Source organism: Sulfurovum sp. (assembly GCF_041562805.1).
Taxonomy (GTDB): Bacteria; Campylobacterota; Campylobacteria; order Campylobacterales; family Sulfurovaceae; genus Sulfurovum.
Genome location: NZ_JBFFOH010000033.1, coordinates 1 through 21,133, shown reverse-complemented (window position 1 = coordinate 21,133; position 21,133 = coordinate 1). Strand labels below are relative to the sequence as shown.

The 21,133-nt window shown below is 37.4% G+C and carries 16 protein-coding genes and 1 pseudogene; 10 read left to right on the top strand and 7 right to left on the bottom strand.

Features of this window, described 5'->3' with window-relative positions; genetic code table 11:
- Positions 1–190 (bottom strand): annotated as a pseudogene (locus tag ABYK33_RS06120) (cytochrome D ubiquinol oxidase subunit II); the annotation flags it as partial.
- Positions 191–276: 86 nt separating this feature from the next.
- Between ABYK33_RS06120 and ABYK33_RS06115 the strand changes: the two are divergent.
- A complete protein-coding gene (locus ABYK33_RS06115) occupies positions 277–1,248 on the top strand; it encodes a 6-phosphofructokinase (RefSeq protein WP_373032149.1) in 972 nt (323 codons plus the stop codon).
- Entirely contained in the window at positions 1,245–1,970 is a 726-nt protein-coding gene (locus ABYK33_RS06110) for an SdiA-regulated domain-containing protein (RefSeq protein ID WP_373032148.1), read from the top strand. Before ABYK33_RS06115 ends, ABYK33_RS06110 begins: the two co-directional genes overlap by 4 nt.
- Positions 1,971–1,980: 10 nt before the next feature.
- On the opposite strand, the gene ABYK33_RS06105 is transcribed toward ABYK33_RS06110, so the two are convergent.
- The 3 genes from ABYK33_RS06105 to ABYK33_RS06095 form a co-directional block, all read right to left on the bottom strand.
- Positions 1,981–2,595 (bottom strand): DUF2238 domain-containing protein, encoded by a 615-nt coding sequence (locus ABYK33_RS06105; protein WP_373032147.1) that lies wholly within the window; start codon positions 2,593–2,595, stop codon positions 1,981–1,983.
- A gap of 113 nt (positions 2,596–2,708) precedes the next feature.
- Entirely contained in the window at positions 2,709–4,310 is a 1,602-nt protein-coding gene (locus ABYK33_RS06100; RefSeq protein WP_373032146.1) for a Na/Pi cotransporter family protein, read from the bottom strand.
- Between the two features lie 45 nt (positions 4,311–4,355).
- Positions 4,356–4,580, bottom strand: coding sequence for a DUF2905 family protein (locus ABYK33_RS06095; RefSeq protein WP_373032145.1), 225 nt, complete (start codon positions 4,578–4,580; stop codon positions 4,356–4,358).
- Positions 4,581–4,639: 59 nt separating this feature from the next.
- On the opposite strand from ABYK33_RS06095, the gene ABYK33_RS06090 reads away from it, so the two are divergent.
- The 3 genes from ABYK33_RS06090 (at position 4,640) to arfB (ending at position 6,843) form a co-directional block, all read left to right on the top strand.
- Positions 4,640–5,167 (top strand): O-acetyl-ADP-ribose deacetylase, encoded by a 528-nt coding sequence (locus ABYK33_RS06090; protein ID WP_373032144.1) that lies wholly within the window; start codon positions 4,640–4,642, stop codon positions 5,165–5,167.
- A 63-nt stretch (positions 5,168–5,230) separates the two neighbouring features.
- Positions 5,231–6,430, top strand: coding sequence for a methionine adenosyltransferase (gene metK / locus ABYK33_RS06085; RefSeq protein ID WP_373032143.1), 1,200 nt, complete (start codon positions 5,231–5,233; stop codon positions 6,428–6,430).
- Positions 6,427–6,843, top strand: coding sequence for an alternative ribosome rescue aminoacyl-tRNA hydrolase ArfB (gene arfB, locus ABYK33_RS06080; RefSeq protein ID WP_373032142.1), 417 nt, complete (start codon positions 6,427–6,429; stop codon positions 6,841–6,843). The genes metK and arfB overlap by 4 nt, the downstream gene beginning before the upstream one ends.
- Before the next feature lie 59 nt (positions 6,844–6,902).
- Here the strand turns inward: arfB and ABYK33_RS06075 are convergent, their stop codons facing one another.
- Together ABYK33_RS06075 and ABYK33_RS06070 are read right to left on the bottom strand one after the other, a co-directional pair.
- The gene (locus ABYK33_RS06075; RefSeq protein WP_373032141.1) at positions 6,903–8,564 is read right to left on the bottom strand and encodes a nickel-dependent hydrogenase large subunit; all 1,662 of its coding nucleotides are present in this window, start codon (positions 8,562–8,564) and stop codon (positions 6,903–6,905) included.
- The gene (locus ABYK33_RS06070; RefSeq protein WP_373032139.1) at positions 8,561–10,993 is read right to left on the bottom strand and encodes a hydrogenase small subunit; all 2,433 of its coding nucleotides are present in this window, start codon (positions 10,991–10,993) and stop codon (positions 8,561–8,563) included. The genes ABYK33_RS06075 and ABYK33_RS06070 overlap by 4 nt, the downstream gene beginning before the upstream one ends.
- A gap of 155 nt (positions 10,994–11,148) precedes the next feature.
- Here ABYK33_RS06070 and ABYK33_RS06065 point away from each other — a divergent pair, with 155 nt between their 5' ends.
- Positions 11,149–13,656 carry a cation-translocating P-type ATPase gene (locus ABYK33_RS06065; RefSeq protein ID WP_373032138.1) on the top strand — a complete coding sequence of 836 codons (2,508 nt, stop codon included), beginning with the start codon at positions 11,149–11,151 and terminating at the stop codon, positions 13,654–13,656.
- 72 nt (positions 13,657–13,728) lie between these two features.
- Here the strand turns inward: ABYK33_RS06065 and ABYK33_RS06060 are convergent, their stop codons facing one another.
- Entirely contained in the window at positions 13,729–16,353 is a 2,625-nt protein-coding gene (locus tag ABYK33_RS06060) for a cation-translocating P-type ATPase (protein WP_373032137.1), read from the bottom strand.
- A 139-nt stretch (positions 16,354–16,492) separates the two neighbouring features.
- On the opposite strand from ABYK33_RS06060, the gene ABYK33_RS06055 reads away from it, so the two are divergent.
- From ABYK33_RS06055 to ABYK33_RS06040, 4 genes are all read left to right on the top strand, one after another.
- Positions 16,493–17,353, top strand: a complete 861-nt coding sequence (locus ABYK33_RS06055; RefSeq protein WP_373032136.1) for a universal stress protein — start codon at positions 16,493–16,495, stop codon at positions 17,351–17,353.
- A 47-nt stretch (positions 17,354–17,400) separates the two neighbouring features.
- Positions 17,401–17,745: a hypothetical protein gene (locus ABYK33_RS06050; protein ID WP_373032135.1), complete on the top strand. Its 345-nt coding sequence runs from the start codon at positions 17,401–17,403 to the stop codon at positions 17,743–17,745.
- A gap of 96 nt (positions 17,746–17,841) precedes the next feature.
- Positions 17,842–18,981 (top strand): alanine dehydrogenase, encoded by a 1,140-nt coding sequence (gene ald, locus ABYK33_RS06045; RefSeq protein WP_373032134.1) that lies wholly within the window; start codon positions 17,842–17,844, stop codon positions 18,979–18,981.
- On the top strand, positions 18,978–21,133 hold a 2,156-nt coding region (locus tag ABYK33_RS06040), incomplete at its 3' end, for a Lon protease family protein (protein WP_373032133.1). The genes ald and ABYK33_RS06040, both read left to right, overlap by 4 nt.

The following is a 21,133-nucleotide window of genomic DNA, read 5'->3' as shown; positions in this document are numbered from 1 at the left end:
TCGTATGGTCAATGCCCTGTTTTTGCATCTTGACTTCTGCTTTGAGATAGTCAAGTTGAAGTCTTACACCTCTTGCTTCATCAGAGTAGATAAAGTTTTTATCTTCCTCTGCAACTTCAAAAGTAGGATCATTAATAATGGCTTTGATCTGCTTTAATGTTTCAGAATATTCTTTGGACTTTTTTTTCATATGAATATTATACATATTTTTTGAATGAATTAGTTTGAATACTTTTTAATGCTATAATTTTTTATATTAATTGTAAAAGGCAGACCATGCAAAAAATAGCCATACTCTGTTCCGGTGGTGATGTTTCAGGAATGAATCCTGCATTAAAACGTTTTGTTGAATACAGTAAAGTAAAGGGGCTTAGACCGTATTTCGTACAGAATGGTTTTGAAGGTTTGATAGACAATGACATACATGAAGCCGGCTACAGTGATGTGACCGGTATTATTTCCAGAGGTGGTACCAAAATACGATCTGCACGATCTGCACGTTTTATGGAACAGGCATATCGTAAACAGGCACTGGATAATCTCAAATCTCATGATATATCCTATTTGGTGATTTTGGGTGGAGATGGTTCTTTTAAAGGGATGCAATTACTTGGTGACGAGAGTGATGGCATAGGATTTTCTGGTATTCCTTCTACTATCGATAATGACATTGCTGGTACAGAGTACTGTCTTGGGGTAGATACGGCTCTAAATACTATCAGGTGCGCTATAGATTCTATCCGTGATACTGCATCGTCTTTTAGCCGAGCTTTTGTGGTTGAAGTGATGGGAAGAGAGTGTGGATACCTGGCCCTTGTTTCAGCACTTACCTCTGGAGCAGAGATGTGTTTGATACCTGAAATTCCCTATGAACTTGATGAGTATAAAACATGCTTTCACAAACAAATGGGTGAAGGCAGGGAGTATTTTATAGCAGTTGTTTCAGAAGCTTTAAAAAATTCAGAGCAGATCGCCCAATGGTTTGAAGATGAGATAGGTGTAGAATCCCGTATTACGGTGTTAGGTCATATACAGCGTGGTGGAAACCCCACTGTTTATGACCGTCTTATGGCATTTAATTTTGTTACGCATGCCATTGATGGTTTACTTGAAGGCAAGAGAAGCTCTGTTGTTTGTTACAGTAAAGGTGGTTTCAACCATAAGAAGATAGAAGATGTTGCCTTTAAACAATATCAAATGAATGAAGATATGTTAAAAGTTGGTGCAGAATTTGGAAGTAAGAGATGAGATATTATGTACTTCTATTCTTTGTATTACTGGTAAGTGCTTGTGGTAAACCAAGTGGAAAGGTCATCGCAAAGATACCCGAAGCTTCAGGGATAGATTACTGTAGTAAAAATGATACGCTTATTGTAGCCAATGATGAGGGATCGTATTATGAAATAAACAGAAAAGGTAAGATACTTCAGAAAAGAAAGTTGGGAAAATATGATCTTGAAGGTGTGGTGTGTGAAGAGGAACAAATGCTTTTTGCACTTGAAGATAAAGGTATTCTTATTGTTGATGCTAAGACAGGCAATACTGAGAAAGTACCTTTAAATACTATGTATAATGGTAGAAAGTTACCCCTCTTTGATAAAAAATCTGGAGTGGAAGGCATAGCAAAAGAAGGTAATATCGTCTACTTGGCTAAACAATCCAACAAAAAAAAGCAATCATTTATTGCCGTTTTTAGGTTGACACCTTATCCTTCAAGAATCATCGATGTGATAGAACATCATGTGGCTGATACGGCAGGACTGACTTATCATGAGGGATATTTATATATGGTCAGTGACAAAGAAGATCTTTTAATTAAATATGACATAGAAAAGAAAAAGAGTGTGCAGAAAGTGAAGCTGGAAGAGGGTGCTTGGGAAGGTATAGCTTTTGATCATAAAGGAAATATATATCTTGCTGATGATGATGGACGGGTGTTAAAATACAAGAAAAAAGCATTGGGTTTGTAACCTAAATACTTTAATCTAAAGATTTTGATGCTTTTTTTGACAGCCATAAATGTTTGTAGTTTTGATAAAAGGCGATATTGGTCAGAGCACCTATCATGGCTAAAGCAGTATCTTTGTGCGCATCCCATACATCTCCTTGGGTACCTAAGAAAGCCATACCAAGGTCTGGATGTAAAATAACCGCGGCTAACCACTCAAGTAGTTCATACACTGTGGAGATAGAAACGATCATCGTAAAAGTACAAAGTAGAGCAGCTTTCACTGTGGTTGTAGATGGGCTGATCATTTCAAACAATACTCTAAAGGTAAGTAGGCCAAAGAGAAAGTGCACTAGACGGTCAAAATGATTCCTTTCGAAACCGAAAAACTGCGTGATCATATTAAAATGTTCCATCTCGGCATAGGTGTAATGTGATCCTAAAGAATGTAAACTTGCAAATATAAGAAGAAATATTATACTTAAAAGTGTGTAGTGATGTTTTTTATCCATGAAAAAGAGAAAAGGAAAAAAGATGAATATCAGTACATTTTCTAGAAGCCAATCTTGTGGATACTTGGGATTGATCGCCATGATGACCCAGACAACGATATAAAGAGAATAGACTAATTTATGTGATTTTTGCATATACTCTCCTTTTTTCTTTAAGTATTATATCACTAAGAAATATAACGTAAGCTAATAGTAAATAGGTAAGTGAAATTGCTTATGAGAAAACAATTATAAAATACTTTTAAAAACTACTTTGCAGTATACAAAACAGCCTTTTCCATATGGAATGTAATACGTGCTATATGATGACTTACTCTCACTAGCCATCTTTCTGCTTCAAGTTTACTGGTTCCTGAAGGTATACTGATTTCATCCTTAGCCATTTTCTCTGCTATTATATTTCTGTAGGGCAACATTGATTTTGTAATAAATTTTTCATTTTTTCTTGCATAGCGTTTAGCATCGGAAAACCTTTTTTCAAAGAGAGCATTGATAATTTTATTATTTACTGTGATCAATTGCTGATGTTCTTTATGTAAATCTGGAGACTTTTGTACAAGTCTAGCTCTATACTCCTCTTCTTCACAACGTTCATGAAGACGTTGTGCATGATCAAGTAAATGTATCAGTGAGATTATTTCTTTCCATTTGGCATCTTTCTCCTGCCTTGGATTGATCTGGTCAACATATTGATATGTTTTACCCAGGGCTGATTGGAGTGAAGCCAGATCTGATTTTTTGCCAGATGCTACATCTCCGAGTATAAAGTTGATATGCTGAAGAAGTGCGATAAACTCATCCTGTGCTGAAATACGTGCAGCTTCTAGTGCCAAATGAGGCTCTTCAAGGAGTCTTCTGTCTAGTTTTTCAGTAAATATAGGTTCTTTGGATGGGATGATCTTTTCCATAAAGTGTGAAAAGTGATGCGTGAAGGGCAAAACGATCAGGACACCCAATATATTGAAAGAAGAATGAAAAGCGACAAGGGCAATTTCTGCATTTTGGTTCAAAGCACCCGGTGCCAAAGTATCCCATAGATAGATATAGGGGGCAATCAGGAAGAGAGCCATCACTGCGGTAAATAAATTATAGATAACGTGGGAGAATCCTGTTCTGCGGACATTCACGGATCCACCGATTGATGCTATTAGCGCAGTCACTGTAGTTCCAACATCCATACCGATGACCAGTGCTGCTGCCTGTTCAAAATTAATCGCATTGGCATAAAGTGCTGTCAATGTTACAGCAATACCAGCACTTGAAGCTTGTGTGATGAGTGTCGAGAGGATACCAAGTAAAACCAGTTTCAATCTGCCTATCCATGAATCGGAGGGCAGGTATTCCGGAGTAATGATACCCTCATACCCGCTCATGCCCTCCTGCATCATAGAGATCCCGACAAAGATAAGACCAAAACCGGCCAAAGCATAGCCAAAGGCAGCAATCTTACCATGAGAAAAAAGCTTCAGTATCACACCGAGAAAAATAACAGGCAGTACGATCGTGCCAAGACTGAGCTTGAATCCAAACAATGCAACCATCCAGCCGGTAATAGTCGAACCGATATTGGCACCAAAGATGATTCCTAGTGACTCTGGAAAGGTCATGAACCCGGCACCGACAAACCCGACTGCCATAACTGTTGTGGCACTAGAAGATTGTAGCATTGCAGTACTAATTGCACCTGTTGCTGCACCTGAATAAGGGCTCTTGGTAAAACGCATCAACGCATTTCTTATCGTATCTCCAGCTAAGGATCGTAACCCTTCTGTCATAACGATCATCCCCAGTAGAAAAAGCCCCAATCCTCCGGAAGCTTTGATTATCGTTATAATAGATAGATTTTCCATAGTTTTCCTTATATTACTTATACTGTCATGATATCAGAAATTTCATCATCTAAAAAACCTACCAAAGAGATAAAACAGAAGTGATAAAATGATACTGATGAGGATCGAAGTTGTGATCGGGAAGTAAAAAGAGAAGTTCTCTTTTTTGTATGAGATGTCACCGGGAAGTTTGCCAAGATTAAAAGGGAGTCTGTCGTTAAAGAGAAGAACAGTTCCTATAATGATAATCACGATACCAATAAAAATAAGACTTTTTCCAATTTCTACCATGATAACTTTACTCCTCATTTTATGATATTATAGGATAAATCTTTTTTAAAGGCAAAAGGATGGATAGGATAATCATTAAAATAGGTGATATCACCAAGGAAAATGTCTGTGCGATTGTCAATGCAGCTAACTGTTCCCTTATGGGTGGTGGCGGAGTAGATGGAGCCATACATAGAACAGGGGGTAGTGAAATCCTTCAAGAATGTAAAAAGATACGTGAACATGAATACCCTGATGGTTTACCTACGGGAGAATGTGTATCAACAAGAGCTGGAAATCTGGCATCAATGTATGTGATTCACACTGTAGGACCGATCTATCATCAATGTGGTGAACATTGTGACGAGTTATTGGCTTCATGTTATACAAAATCACTTAAGATGGCTGATACTTTAGGATGTAAGCATGTTGCCTTTCCTGCTATCTCTACGGGAATATATGGCTATCCTAAAGATAAAGCAGCACATATAGCCTATGAAGCAGTTAAGCACTTTTTAGAGGGTCATGATGATATGGAAGTGAGTTTTGTTTTTCATAATAATGAAGATAAAGCAATTTTTGTAAATACAATAAAAGAGAAGCATTGAAAACGCTCACTAAAAGTATAGTTCTGTTAAGATAATAATAATTAAAGAAAAAAGGAGAATATCATGTATCTTTTTGCTTCAGAGGCTGTTTCGGCAGGGCATCCGGATAAATGTGCTGATATCATAGCTGACACTATCGTGGATACCTTACTTCAACTTGATCCTGATTCTAAAGTAGCTACAGAAGTGTTTATCAGTGGTAAGCATGTCATTATAGGTGGTGAAGTAAAAACAAAAGTATCTCTTGATACTTCTTTTTATGAAGAGATCGTCAAGAAAGCATTTAATCAGATAGGATATCCTGAAATTGGATTTGAGAGAGGTGAAACTTTTTACCCTGATGAAGCAGAGATACATGTCTATGTCAGTACACAATCGTCAGATATTACTATGGGAGTGGTCAAAGCTGATAATGAGATAGGAGCAGGGGATCAGGGAATGATGTTTGGCTATGCAAGTAGCGAACGCGATGATTATATGCCTAGTGCGTTTTCCTATGCGAGAGAGATCAGAGATGAATTGTATGCCTATGCACTTAAACATCCGGAGACTTTTGGTGTGGATATGAAAACAGAAGTGGTAATGGATTATGGTACTAAAGAAAATTTTGATAACTGTAGTCCTCAACGCATTGCAAAGATCATAGTAGCTATTGCACATAACAAGGATGTAGAACAAAAAGAAGTGAAGAGATTGGTCAAAAAGATCATCACGGAGAATGTGATATTTGATGCAGGGCACTTTGATGATAATATAGAATTTTATATTAACAATACAGGGAGATTTGTTCAACATTCACCCATCGCAGATTCGGGTTTGACAGGCAGAAAAGTAGTCTGTGATACCTATGGCGGGTATGCCCCTATAGGTGGTGGATCACAAAGCTCTAAGGATTACACAAAAGTCGATCGTACAGCACTTTATGCTGCAAGGTGGTTAGCAAAACACATTGTTGCAGCAGGCCTGGCTAAAAAGGCACTCATACAACTTTCTTATGTGATCGCTGAGACTAGACCATCTTCCGTCACTGTCGATACACAACATACGGGTTTGACAAAGATGAAAGATGAAGAATTGTCACAGATCATCGCAGATAAATTCCCGCTTACTCCTAGATGGATCACTGAAAAGTTTGGTCTGGATCATCCAAGTGAAAAGCGTTTCCTATATGCTGATATCGCGGCAAAAGGACAGATCGGATATGCAGAGTATCCATGGGAAGAGTTGGATGAGTTGGCTTGGTTTAAAAATGAGTTCCTGTGATAAACATTTCAAACAATGTTTCTCTGGATGATAATGAAATCACCTTTGAAGCAATACGCGCGCAGGGTTCCGGAGGTCAGAAGGTTAACAAAACTTCCGTAGCGATCCATCTGCGCTTTGATATTGCTGCTTCATCACTGCCGGATTTTTACAAGGAAAAGCTTCTCGCGCTTAAAGATAAGCGCATTACCAAAGAGGGTATTATTGTCATCAAATCACAACAGCACCGCAGTCAGGAGCAAAACAGAGATGAGGCGCTCAAGCGTTTGACAGAACTCATTAAAAGTGTCAATGTTGTTCAAAAAAAGCGTATTAAAACAAAGCCGACGAAAGGTTCTGTCAATCGACGATTGAAATCAAAGAAAAAGCATGCCGGTAAGAAGCGCCTGAGGGGAAAGGTGGATACGGAGTAGATACCTTTCAAATCTAAGATAGAAAGTATCACAAGACACTTGAAATATCTTAGCTTAAATTAACAAATGGCATTTATCTTATAATTCCCGAGATCTTTACCTTTCATATCGATGATATGTACAGCACATGCAAGACAGGGGTCAAAGGAGTGTAAAACTTTTAAAACTTCAAGCGGTCGTGAAGGGTCATCAAGTTTTATCCCTATGAGAGCTTCTTCATAAGGTCCTCTTTGATCTTTACTATCTTTTGGTGAAGCATTCCAAGTAGTTGGTGCTATCACTTGATAATTTTTGATCTTTCGATCTTCAATATTGATAAAGTGTGACAGAACACCTCTGGGAACCTCGAGAAATATTCTCCCTTTTGCTTCTTTCGGCAAATTTTCAAAGGTATATTTTGTCCAAGTCTCAGTATCATAATATTTGATGTTCTCTACCAGTCTGTTGATAAACTTGAAGATATATTCAGAGATATAGGCAGTTTCTATGGCTCTGGCTGCATTTCTCCCAACAGTTGAAGAGAAGTCTAAAAGTTCCAGATCACAAAATTCTAAAAATTCATCTACAAATGGCTTTATAAAGCGATTTCCCTGTTTATAGGAGATCAATATTCTTGCAAGCGGTCCTGACTCCATCGTTTTACCATCGTATCTCGGAGCTTTTATCCAAGAGTACTTGTCATCAGCATTGGCAGTTTTGAGTGAGCCATCTCCATTTAGATCAGTATAGTAAGGCTCATCATCTTTGTACCAGGCTCTCTCCACTTCTTCAGTGATTTTATGTTCATCAAAGCTTTCAATATTTTCAAAGTCATGACCATAAATGACTCCATTCTCAAAAAGCAGGTTTTCATTATCGAAACAGTAGCCCCCGACACTCAGGAAGTTTCCTATACTTCTTCCTGAACCGGCTTTTATCTCCTCTTTATAGGCTGTTGCCAAAAGTTTCATGTCGGGAAGGTATGCACGATCTATAAAACCTTTGGCTTCTTTGAGTATAAAGATAAAATCATTTAACCTTTGCGGATTTAACATGTCTGCCACAGAAGTGATACCACCTACTACTATCGTTTGAGGATGTGGTGTTTTTGCACCAAATATGGCAATAGCTTTTGAAATATCTGTTTGAAATTTCAATGCTTCCAGATAGTGTGAAAGCAGGAGTAAGTTTTCTTCAGGAGTCAGTTTATAGTCACTATGCCCCCAGTAGCCATTGGAAAATGGACCTAGTCGTCCTGAATCAACAAATTTTGCCAATTTTTCTTTTACATAGACATAGTGTGAATGCGAATTAGCGTAAGGTTTTGAAGAATAGATATGGGCTGTTTTGCTTGTCATCTTTGGATCAGCTTCCAACGCTTTGGTAACATCTACAAAATCCAAAAGGTGTAGATGATAAAAGTGTGTTACATGATCTTGAATAAAAAGTGCCAGTGACATGAGGTCTCTAATGATCTCAGCATTTTTGGGTGCAACAATGCTATAAGCATCCTCAACAGTGCTGACTGCACCTCTAAAATGGGAATTGGTACAAACGCCACAGATCCTACCTGCCAATAATCCGGCATCTCTAGGGTCTCTGTCTTTTAGAATGATCTCAATACCCCGAAAAAGCTGCCCGCTGACATAAGCTTCCTGGACTATGCCTTCATCATCTATCTCTACCTCTGCACGTAAATGGCCTTCGATTCTTGTGATGGGATCTATGACAATTTTCTTCATTTCTCTACCTCGTCTGTCTTTTCTTCATCTATCTTTCTTTCTGTAGCATATTTATCAAAGAAACCCATTTCCACACATCCCATACATCCATGGCCTGCCTGTATGGGCCAGCTTGTTCCCTGGTTAAATTTCATAGTAGGGCAATTTGCATGGGTATAAGGACCTTTACATCCCATTTCAAAAAGGCACCATCCTTTTTGGGCACCTTGATCTCCCCACTCCTGAACAAATTCTCCAAGTTCATAATGTCCTCTTCGCTCACAGTTGTCATGAATTCTGCCTTCGTAAGCCCAAAGCGGTCGATTGAACTTATCGAGTGCGGGCAGTTCTTCAAACATTAAATATGAGAGCAGGGTACCTACGATATTGATTGGGTTAACAGGACATCCAGGAAGGTTGATGATATCATCTCTTCCCAATGCCTCTGAGACACCTACAGCACCAGTCGGATTTGGTGCTGCGGCAACCACACCACCATCAAGCGCACAGCTACCCACTGAGATGATCAAGGCAGCATCTTTAGCACATTTCTGAAGCAGCTCAAGACCTGTTTCACCCTTAGGCCCTATACGAAGATATTTCCCCTCCATCGCCATAGGAATAGCCCCCTCAACGATGAGCACATATACGCCTTTTTGCTCTTTGATGATATTTTCCAGAACACTCTCACTCTGATCTCCGCTTGCAGACATCAAAAGTTCATGATAATCAAGTGAAATATAATCAAATATCAGATCTGCGATCCCTGGATGTGAAGATTTGATAAATGCTTCAGAGTTTCCTGAACAATCAGCCAGCTCAAGCCAGATGATCGGCAGTCTGTTCAAATTGTCTATACCATCTTTAATCACGCCTTCATATTCAGGGTGGAGTTGCATAGTGGCTGTGACCATAGAGATCCAGCTGTTGACCTCTTTTGTCGTAATGTCAAATGCAGCTAAGGAAGAAGAGAGCTGTGTAGAGTCAAGCTGGTTTTGTGGATGGAGCCTGTTGTACTTCTCTATACGTTTTTTGGCCAATGCGATCTCTTTTTCTCTTTCGATATCTTCAGCACTCTTCTTTGGCATATTTGGATCGATGAGATGCTGTGAACCCTTGATCACATCTGCAACCATTTTTTTACATTTTCCGCATACCCTTCCTGCCTGGGAAAACTTTCCATACTCTAACAAGTTCTCTACTCCATAAGTGACCACGGTATCTACAATATCTTGATTATAAACATGCTCACATGAACAGATCAGTCTGCCTCTCTCACCTATGAGTCTATTTTGGTATAGATAAGAAGGATCGATATTTTGAGACTCTTTCATGATAGACTCTATATACCCTATATCTACATTGGTATTGACCCCGATAAAGCGTGTCAATTTGTCATGTTCTACAAAATACTCATCTATACGGTGATCTTTGTCCGAAGTGATCAAGATCTTTTCAAAATTTTGTGAATAGTAAGGCGATCTTACTTCTATAAGATCAAAATCGTTAATTTTTAGCATATCGATCATAACTTCGAGGCGAAATTCTTTCTCTTCTAATCCCAATATATTTGCGATGGCAACATCTGCCTGAAGTGTACACTCTTTGACATGACCTGCTATGAAATCGATATCTTTCACTTGTGCCGCTTCACCTACAGCGTAGATATCTTTATCTTCTGTCTGCATTTTACAATTGGTGAGGATACCTCTGTCACATGCGATGGCATCTCTTGCAAAATCAATATTAGGTTTGATTCCCACACCAAAAATCAAAAAGGGATTCTTTATCTCTCGTTTTTTTGTTTTTAAAAGGGTGATTTCATCATTGTTAATTTGTTTTTCAACAATCTCATCTTCATATGAGATTGTTATCTTTCCATTTTTAAAATAACAAGTCTCCATTACTTTTTTTGATTGTGCTGAAAGCATTTTGTCATAAAGAGAATCACTGCGTACTAACAGTGTGATATGTCTAACACTTGGCATCTTATTTAAAGTTTCCATAAGCTCTAATCCTATGGGACCTGAACCTACGATGACTACTTCTCTGTCATCAATGCCTTCAGAGATCTTTTTACAATCATTGGCATTTCGAAAAACAGCAGCATTTTTGAGTGTTGTGATGTCAAAAAGTGTTTGTGGAACAGAACCTGTGGCAATGATGAGTTTGTCATAAGTGAAAGCAGAATGCTCTGAAAATATTCTTTTTGATTTTTTATCTATAGATATTATTTTTTCGTTTAGCGCTACTTGGACTCCGGGGTCTACCGTCAAAGAGATATCCTGTATTGTTGCACTGTCATCCACAAGTGCACAGAGATGTATTCTGTCATAGGGAGAAAATGCTTCTTCCGATACCATCAATACCTCTGTATCAGGTGAAAGTTTTTTGATATGGTTTGCTAAGTATACTGCAGCTATTCCGCCACCTATGATCACGATTCTCATGCTATCACCTCGTTTCAATATATCTTATTACATATATTATTCAAATCAAAATAATTTTTATATTGTACACTACATATATAATATATCATATATGTAGTGATTGAAGTATGTTACACTGATAAATATCTAATATATTATAAATATAGGAAAAAGCAATGACTATTCCAGAGTATCCTCATTCAGAAACCCTTGAATTATTAGTAGAACAATTGGAAACCTCAAAAGAGGGATTAAATAATTCTGCCGTACAAAAAAATCTTTCTATCTATGGTTTCAATGAAATTCAAGAAAAAAAACATAATCTTTTTACCCTTTTTGTTACTCAGTTTAAGAGTCCTTTGGTTTATATACTAATAGTTGCCGCGCTACTTTCTTTCTTTCTTGAAAATATACATGAAGGATTGCTTATTCTACTCATTATCCTGATCAATTCATTTATTGGATTTTGGCAGGAAGTCAAAGCACTTTCATCCATAAAATCACTGAAAAAACTCACTGAAAGTAAAACACAGGTCAAACGTGAAAATCAGATATTTGCCATCTCCTCTTTCCATCTTGTGCCTGGAGATGTCATTATATTGTCTGAAGGTGATATCGTACCTGCGGATATACGTCTTTTTGATACAAATGGACTGGTCATTGATGAATCTATTCTTACAGGAGAATCTGTACCGGTACAAAAAGATTCGAATCTTATCCTACCAAAAGAAACTCTACCCTATGAATTAGACAACATGGCGCTCTCAGGCACCACCGTAACAAAAGGAAATGCAGAAGGCTTCGTCGTATTTACCGCTCAAAAGACCTATCTCGCGTCCATTGCAGGGAAAGCGGAAGAGAAGTCTCCTGACACACCCTTAACAAAAGCACTGGAGGTTTTTATAAAAAAACATATGCTTATCCTGCTTGTAATGATCACGTTAACGGCAGTCCTTGCATTTGGACAAGGAAGAGATATCATTGAGATCATTTATCTGATCATTGCTGAATTGGTTTCTGCTGTACCTGAAGGTTTACCTATTGTGGTAACACTTGTGCTTACAATTGGTGCGATGACATTGAGTCTAAAAAAAGTCTATATTCGTCATTTACCTTCTGTCGAAACTTTAGGTAGCACTACGGTTATCGCATCTGATAAAACTGGTACGATCACACAAGGAAAACTCAAAGTAGAAGAAGTTTTTTCACTCAATGAGACATTTTCTCAAACCGTTTCAGCACTTGCAAATGAATCTATAGAAGGGAAAGGGGATCCATTAGATACTGCCCTTGCACTTTGGCTAGGTAAAGAGTATCAAAGCATCAGAGAAAAATATCCACGTGTCAATCTCTATCCTTTTGATACAAAATATAGATTAATGGCTAGTTCTAATATGATCCAAAAAGAGCACAAAATATTTGTCAAAGGTGCTTTTGAGTCACTCAAACAGTTTGCCACCAATCAGGATGATTTTGAGATTCTTGAAAAAGAACATGACAGATTGGCTTCTAATGGATTAAGGGTTATTGCATTGGGAACGGGAGAACATACGACTGATGATATTGAAAAATGGCAAATTGAGATTGTAGGACTAGTAGGCTTTTTAGATCCTCCCAAAGAGGGCGTTTTGGAAGCTGTTCAAACGGCACAAAGAGCTGGAGTTAAAGTGATGATGATCACTGGGGATAATCCACTTACAGCTGCAGCTGTTGCAAAATCAGTCAATATATATAAAGAAGGTGACTTGGTTGTTAGCGGTAAAGAGCTTAATGATATGGATGATGAGACACTGGAAAAAATATTATCGAAGGTTACTGTTTGGGCCAGAGTGCTTCCTGAACATAAATATCGTATCGTTAAAATACTGCAAAAACAAGGAGAGATCGTTGCCGTTACAGGTGATGGAGCCAATGATGTTCCTGCACTAAAGGCTGCGGATTTAGGTATAGGCATGGGAAGTGGCACTGATGCTGCAAAATCTACTGCAAAAATGGTACTTGCAGATAACAATCTTTCTGTCATTGTTGATGCTATTAAACAGGGGCGTACCATTGCAAGTAATATCAGAAAAGCCATCTATTTTCTAGTCTCAACAAGTTTGGATGAAGTCATCCTTATCACTGGTGCTATCATGATGGCACTACCGCTACCGCTTTATCCTGTGCAGATATTATGGATCAATCTCGTTGCAGATAGTGCTTTAGACAAAACTTTTCCATTTATGAAAGATGAAGAAGATGTGATGAATAGAGCACCAACCAAATTACACGAGCAATTTTTAGATAAAACACAACTCATACGTGTACTTTATGCTGCATTGGTCATCAGTATGGGTGCACTCTTTATCTATATATGGATGTTGGATAACTACGGTAAAGAGTGTGCAATATCCACACTGTTTACTGCCTTTGTAATAGCCACATGGATGAATGGTCTTCAGTCACTCAAAGAAAATGAGCCATTTTTAAAAAATATTAAGAAATCACTGCATATCAATCCATATATTTTTTACGGTATAAGCATAGGATTAGTATTGCAACTGTTTGCCATCTATCTGCTTTCAGATGTATTTCATACCCTGCCATTAAATGCTGAATCATTAACAGTGATCGGGTTAATGACACTGTGGGTATTTGGTATGATTGAAATTCGTAAATGGGTTGAGTATCTGTGGAAAAAGTAATTATTCGTGTAAGATCTATTGACTGGAATTAGATCTTACACATTTGTATTATCTATGTACTTTATGTGTAGACTATGCAGTTTTCTTTCTGAATGTCAACCATTTATCTACTTCCATAACTATAACCAAACCAATGGCGACTATAGCAAGTTCCAGCCAGATATCAAATGAGACGGGTTGCGTAGAAAGTACGTTTTGCATAAAAGGAATATGCATACATGTGATATGTAAAAGTTGCGTAAAGATGACCCATAGAATCAAAAACATACTGCTTCTATACCCAATCTTATGTAGGTAATTGATCTCGGTTCTTGCATTAAAGACATGTACATTTTCAAAGAGTACCATCAGAAGCAGTATAATGTTCCTTGCACTTTCGACACTCTCTCCCCCTTGTAATAAAAAGTAAAAGAGTACAAAAGAGACAATACCGATATAGAGACCACCAACTATGATACGCCTAAGCATCAGTTTGTTAAAGATAGGCTCTTTTGGAGAACGCGGTTTTCTTGTTAAAAGTCCCGGTTCTGCTTTTTCAAGTCCCAGCATTACGTCTTCGATACCATTGGTTACAAGATTAAGCCATAACAGTTGTACAGGAAGTAAAGGTAATGGAAGTCCTGTGATAAAAGAAAGCATTACTAACACTAACTCTGCAAAACCGGTGGATATAAGTAGGTAGATCACTTTTCTGATGTTGTCGTGTGCCCGTCTTCCTTCTTCTATACCATTGACTATGGAAGCGAAATTGTCATCGGTTAAAATAAGATCACTGGAAGCTTTTGCAATGTCAGTACCGCTCTTACCCATAGCCACACCGATGTTAGCATGTCTTAGAGCAGGGGCATCATTGACACCATCACCTGTTACCGCAACATAATGTCCAAGGCTCTGATAAGCCATCACGATCATCATTTTTTGTGCTGGTGTTACACGGGAAAAAACGGTTTTATTCTTCAGTTCTTCTGCTTTTGCACCACTGTTTTCCCATGCCAGCAACTCTTTCTCACTCATCACTGCTTCATGAGAAGAAGCTATGCCAAGCTCTTTGGCAATGGAGAGTGCTGTGTTAGGATGATCACCCGTGATCATCACTACTTTGATACCGGCATCTTGTGCTTTTTTTATGGCATCTGGACTCTCTTCTCTTACCGGATCTATAATGGCTACAAAACCAAGATACGTAAAGTTTTTTAAATTGATAGTGGATTCATCTAGCGATTCTTTATAGGCAAGTGCAATGGTTCTGTACCCTTTAAGTGCCCATTCATCTACATCATTTAATATATCTTTTTTCTCTTCTAGTGTCATATTACAATGTGCAAGTACCGTTTCAGGAGAACCTTTACTGAACTGGAAGATCTTATCATCCAGTTCCATCATCACTGCAGAAAATCTGTTGATAGGTTCATACGGTATTTCATCTATCTTTCTGTATGATCTTGCACTCGTTATATAAGACTCATCAGCATTCGCTGCAAATTGTGCCAATGCTATATCTACCTGATCTCCAAAAAAATCAACACCACCTTCTTTGGATTTTTCATAATGCATTTCATTGCATAAAATAGAAGCGAGATAAACTTTATCATGGGCCTCATTGAGTGTATTGGTATCATAGACCTGTGTTGGTGATATAAAATACTCCACACTGAGCCTGTTTTGGGTCAATGTGCCTGTTTTATCACTGGCGATGAGTGTACAGGCACCTAATCCTTCTATGGCAGCTAATTTACGTATAATGACATTTTTTTTGGACATGGACAAAGAAGCAGATGTTAGAGCGACAGTGATAGCAACAGGAAGTCCTTCAGGGATAGTGGAGACTGCAAGCGCTACAGAAAAAAGGAAAAGAGCATAAAATGCCATGCCTTTGAGTAAACCTATAGTAAAAAGTAGAACAATCATCACTGCGATTACAATAGAGATGGTAAAAGTAAGCTTCTCCATTTTTTCGATCAAAGGAATTTTGGCTTTACTCTTTTTACTCAGTAACTCTGCTATCTTCCCCGCTTCTGTCTCTTTTCCTATGGCAGTTACAACACCCAACCCTCTACCACTTGAAATATAAGTACCTGCAAAAAGCATATTTTTTCTTTCTGGCAGTAAAAGGTCACGATTTTCACTCATAAAGAGTGCATCTTTATTGACATCGATGGATTCACCAGTCAGCAGTGATTCATCTACCGTAAGGTTTTTCGTTTCAGTCATTCTGATATCAGCAGCGACCTTAGTACCCGGTTCAAAGATCAATAGATCCCCCGTAACGATATCTCTGCTGTCCACTTCTTGAATAAGACCATCACGTTGTACCATAACACTTGTCTTAATAAGGTTTTGAAGTAATTTTGCTTTTTCTGATGCCGTATACTCCTGATAGGTTCCGATGATTGCATTTAGAAGTAAAACAAGAAGGATGAACCCCGCATCTGTATACTCTTTAATAATAAGTGCCATGAATGCTGCCACAAGCAACACATATACTATCGGGCTTTTAAACTGTTGTAAGAAGTGTGTAAAGAGTGTCATGTCAGGTTTTGAAGGAAGGATGTTCCGGCCGTGCTTAGTTTGTCGTTCTTTTACTTCTTCACTGCTTAAACCAGAAGTACTTGTCTCTAAAATTGAGAATGTTTGTTCAATGTTTTTAGTATGAAAATGGATGCTAAACCTCTTTTTATGACTATTTACATAGTACATATTTATTTCACAAGTTAGTTATTTTACTCTCTTTATTTTAACATTTCCATTAATATATGTGAGTTGTTCTATTAAGTTTTTTAATAGTAGAATATAAATATATTCATGTAATTAAAATTTTATATAAGGCAGGTACATCATGAAAAAGTTAAAAAGAATTGTAGTAGGGATCGATATTTGTGAAAAGTCAGATCATGTTTTAATTAGGGCATTAAATTTGGCCAATGAACAGGAAGCAGATCTATTTGTTGTTCATGCAGTACGTACCCCTTGGTTAGCTGTACCAAGTTATTTTGGCTCAAAAGATATAGGTATTGACAAAGAAGGTATCACAAAGAAGATAGAAAAAAAGATTAAAGCATTGAACAAAGAGTCTAAAGTTTCATGTTTTGTTTTAGTGAAAGAAGGTAATGCAGAGGATATCATACTCTATGAATCTAAATTACTCAGAGCAGATATGATCGTCATTGGTGCACATAGCAAAAGAAAAGGTAAAAAGGGCATCTTAGGTACTACAGCCCAAAAAGTTGCACACCTAAGCCACTTACCTGTATTGATAGTTAAGAACAGTGTTAAAGCCCCATATAGAAATATAGTAGCACCCACAGATTTTGAAAGACAGTCAAAGCAGAGTGTTCTATTTGCTAAAGACATTTTTCCAACTTCAAAGATCAATATAGTCCATGCCTTTGAAACTATCTATATGGAAGGACCTTACGCAGCAGTTGGTCGTGATCTTTCACAATATAATGACGTGGCTAAATCCTGTGCACAAAAAGATCTAAAAGATTTTATGAAAGATGTGTCTGTGAAAAAAGGAAAAATAATTGAAGGAGAGATCTATACCAAAGAAGCTCTGATTGATTATATCAAAGACGGTTCATATGACCTTGTTGTGATGGGTTCTCGAGGTACGACTGGCTTGAATTCATTATTGGGAAGCGTTTCAACTTATATTTTAAGAGAGACATCCAGTGATGTCTTGGTATATGTTCAGTAGATTTGATTTTATCTGAAAGTAAGATAGAGTAAAGAAAGGAATGAATTATGAAAAAAAGAGATGACATAGATTTTAATGAATTTGAAACCATACTAAAAGAGAAATTGGCACATATCGAAGACAATATAGTACAACTTAGATCAGAACTGGACAGTGTAGGCAGTGATGATGGGATCAATGATATGCAAGATCTTGCATCACTCCATAGTCTTAGCGAAAAAGATAATACTATCTTACATCAACAGGAACATGAACTAAAAGAGATTATTCATGCGCTTGGAAAGATAAATAATGGAACATTCGGTATATGTGAAAAAAGTGCAAGACCCATACCTGTTGAAAGATTAAAAGTGAATCCTATAGCAAGAACTAAAGTAGGTCTAGAGGATTAAAGTGTAGTATTCTAAAACTATCATCTCTCTTCAATAGAAGAATTTTCAGTAAGAGAAACGCTTATGGAAAATACTTAACTAAAAGGATATTGTCAAATGAAAATTGGTATTCCAAAAGAAATTAAAACTAAGGAATATAGGGTTGGTATTATCCCCTCTGGTGTGAAAATACTTATTCAAAGCGGACATGAAGTCTATATAGAAAAAAATGCTGGAGAAAAAAGCGGCTTTTCTAATGTTGACTTTAGAGATGCTGGTGCAATTATTCTTCAGAATGCCCAAGAGATATTTGACAATTGTGAAATGATCTTAAAGGTCAAAGAGCCTCAACCAGAAGAGTATGATCTTTTAAAACCTGGTCAAATACTCTTCACCTATCTTCATCTTGCTCCTGCTAAAGAATTGACAAAAATACTTCAAGAAAAAGAAGTAACAGCGATAGCATATGAAACAGTTCAAGAGGGACAAAGAGTACCTTTGCTTGAACCTATGAGTCAAATAGCAGGTAAAGTCGCACCAATGGTCGCCAGTTATTTTCTCTCTGCCCATAATAATGGTGAGGGTGTATTAATTGGTGGAGCAAGTGGTGTATTGCCTGCTAAAGTATTGATCATAGGGAGTGGGACAGTGGCTATGAATGCAGCTAAAGTTGCATCAGGAATGGGTGCTGATGTGGTTATCATGGGAAGAAATCCCGGTAGCATGACGGCACTTGAAGATATAATGCCGACAAATGTTTCAACACTATACTCCAACACTTACAATATAGAAAAGATCTTACCTACGGTAGATATTGTTATTGGAGCCGTATATAGTACTGGTGAGAAAGCACCATATTTGATAACTAGGGAGATGCTTTCTCTTTGTAACAAAGGAGCTGTGTTGGTAGATGTCGCTATTGATCAGGGAGGCTGTATAGAGACTTCCAGACCAACAACACATGATGATCCAGTGTTTGAAGTGGATGGTGTGATACATTACTGTGTTGCCAATATACCTGGAGACTATCCTGTTACTGCTACACAGGCATTAGCCAATGCAACCATACCTTATGTAAAAAAGATAGCAGATCTGGGATGGAAGTCTGCAAGTTTACAAGATGCTGCTATTTATAGTGGGGTGAATGTCGCAGGAGGCTTTGTGACAGAAGAAGCTGTAGCTAAAGTGCATCAAATAAAATATCATACATTAAAAGATATTATTGATAATTGTCCGAATTTTGGAGGGACTATATGATACAACCACTAAGTGTTGATAAACTTTATAATTATTGTGATTTGGAGATATTTGATTTTAAAACTACTGATGAGCTTGAAGATCTTGATGAGATAATAGGGCAGCGTAGAGCGCTTAAAGCCATCAGTTTTGGGATTGGTATAAAAAAAGAAGGATACAATCTTTATGCAATGGGAAAACTTGGCAGCGGTAAACACACTGTGGTAGAAAAGTTTATCCAAAGTCAAGCAAAAGATGAGGAAAAACCGGGTGACTGGTGTTATGTAAATAATTTTGAAGATCCTAGGAAACCGATCTATCTAAAGCTAGGTTCTTCTATGGGGCTGCAACTCAAAAAAGAGATGGAAGAACTGATAGAAGAGTTACAGACGGTTATTCCATCAATATTTGAAAGCGAAGAGTACATAAAACAAAAACAGGCAATAATCGATAAACTCACTGAGGCTAAAGAAAAATCTTTAATTGATATTCAAAAAAGAGCTAAAGAAGATGATATATTGATCAAATATACTCCACAAGGGTATACACTCTCACCTATAAGCAATGAAGGTAAAGTGCTATCAAAAGAGGAATATCAAGCACTTAACCCTAAAGAGAAAGAGCAAATACAAGAAAAGATCCTCAAATTTAGAACTCAATTGGAAAATATAGTTCAAGATATTGTTATAGAAAGTAAGATACGGCAAAAAGAGATTAGAAAACTTGAAAGAAATATGACAAAAAAAGCTGTTGATGACAGTATAGACGCAATGAAAATAAAGTACCAAGCATATAAAAAAGTTGTGCTTTATTTAGATAGTCTTGAAGAAGATATTATAGATAATTCCCAAGACTTTTTAATTGCTGCACAAAATAATCTTATGGCTATGGGAATGAAATCTGTCAAACAGAGTGGAATATTTAACAGATACAGTGTGAATGTACTGGTAACCAATAAAGATGGAGATGGTGCTCCAATCATTTATGAAAATAATCCGACTTATACGAATCTATTTGGAGAAGTTGAACATATCGCACAGATGGGTACACTTTTGACGGATTTCAATCTTATTAAAGCGGGTGCATTACATAAGGCAAATGGAGGATATCTGATTTTGGATGCATCAAAGGTATTGATGCATCCTTTTGTCTGGGAAGGTCTCAAACGGATGTTGAAATCTTCAGAGATCCGTATCGAATCTCTTGGGCATTCATTGAGTTTGATCAGTACACTTTCCTTGGAACCTGAAACTATTGAACTAGATGTTAAGATAGTACTGATAGGGGATAGAATACTCTATTATTTACTATATAACTATGATCCTGAATTTAGAGAGCTCTTTAAGATCAATGCAGATTTTGAAAATGAAACAGAGCGAAATGATGAAAACAGCCAGCTTTATGCCAGGATGATCGGTATGATGGCAAAAGATAATGCTCTTTTACCCTTAGACAAAGAAGCTGTAGGAAGGGTTATTGAATACAGTTCGCGTTTGGTAGAAGACAGCCAAAAACTTTCAACACACTTGGATAGCCTGAATGACTTATTACAAGAAGCTGATTTTATTGCTGCACAGAAAAAGATGACAAAGATCGGAAGATCTGAAATAAATGAAGCGATTATAGAGAAGATAGAGAGATCTGACAGAGTTAAAGATAAGATGTATGAAATGATTCAGAGAGGAACGATTCTTATTGAGACAAAAGGGTCTGTAATAGGCCAAATCAATGGTGTTGCTATACTTGATCTTGGAAACTTCTCTTTTGGTCATCCATCAAAGATAACTGCATTAACTAGACTTGGTAAAGATGGTGTGATCAATATTGAGAGAGAAGTAAAACTCAGTGGTCCGACACATGATAAAGGAATGATGATACTTTCAGCTTATCTAGCTGCTAGCTATGCAAAAGATTTTCCTCTAAGCATAACCGCAACACTCGTTTTTGAACAATCTTATGGAAAAATTGATGGTGACAGTGCTTCATGTGCGGAACTGTTTACTTTACTTTCTTCACTGAGTGAAGTACCTTTAGACCAATCAATTGCTGTGACAGGTTCAGTCAATCAAAATGGTCAAGTACAGGCAGTTGGGGGTATTAATGAAAAAATAGAAGGTTTTTTTGATATCTGTAGTCTGGTAGATAATCAATTAAGAAATGGCATTATTATTCC

Bases quoted from the DNA above. Each gene is read 5' to 3' on its own strand.
- ABYK33_RS06115 (WP_373032149.1), top strand. From the start codon at position 277: ATGCAAAAAATAGCCATACTCTGTTCCGGTGGTGATGTTTCAGGAATG.
- ABYK33_RS06110 (WP_373032148.1), top strand. From the start codon at position 1,245: ATGAGATATTATGTACTTCTATTCTTTGTATTACTGGTAAGTGCTTGT.
- ABYK33_RS06105 (WP_373032147.1), bottom strand. From the start codon at position 2,595: ATGCAAAAATCACATAAATTAGTCTATTCTCTTTATATCGTTGTCTGG.
- ABYK33_RS06100 (WP_373032146.1), bottom strand. From the start codon at position 4,310: ATGGAAAATCTATCTATTATAACGATAATCAAAGCTTCCGGAGGATTG.
- ABYK33_RS06095 (WP_373032145.1), bottom strand. From the start codon at position 4,580: ATGGTAGAAATTGGAAAAAGTCTTATTTTTATTGGTATCGTGATTATC.
- ABYK33_RS06090 (WP_373032144.1), top strand. From the start codon at position 4,640: ATGGATAGGATAATCATTAAAATAGGTGATATCACCAAGGAAAATGTC.
- metK (WP_373032143.1), top strand. From the start codon at position 5,231: ATGTATCTTTTTGCTTCAGAGGCTGTTTCGGCAGGGCATCCGGATAAA.
- ABYK33_RS06075 (WP_373032141.1), bottom strand. From the start codon at position 8,564: ATGAAGAAAATTGTCATAGATCCCATCACAAGAATCGAAGGCCATTTA.
- ABYK33_RS06070 (WP_373032139.1), bottom strand. From the start codon at position 10,993: ATGAGAATCGTGATCATAGGTGGCGGAATAGCTGCAGTATACTTAGCA.
- ABYK33_RS06065 (WP_373032138.1), top strand. From the start codon at position 11,149: ATGACTATTCCAGAGTATCCTCATTCAGAAACCCTTGAATTATTAGTA.
- ABYK33_RS06060 (WP_373032137.1), bottom strand. From the start codon at position 16,353: ATGTACTATGTAAATAGTCATAAAAAGAGGTTTAGCATCCATTTTCAT.
- ABYK33_RS06055 (WP_373032136.1), top strand. From the start codon at position 16,493: ATGAAAAAGTTAAAAAGAATTGTAGTAGGGATCGATATTTGTGAAAAG.
- ABYK33_RS06050 (WP_373032135.1), top strand. From the start codon at position 17,401: ATGAAAAAAAGAGATGACATAGATTTTAATGAATTTGAAACCATACTA.
- ald (WP_373032134.1), top strand. From the start codon at position 17,842: ATGAAAATTGGTATTCCAAAAGAAATTAAAACTAAGGAATATAGGGTT.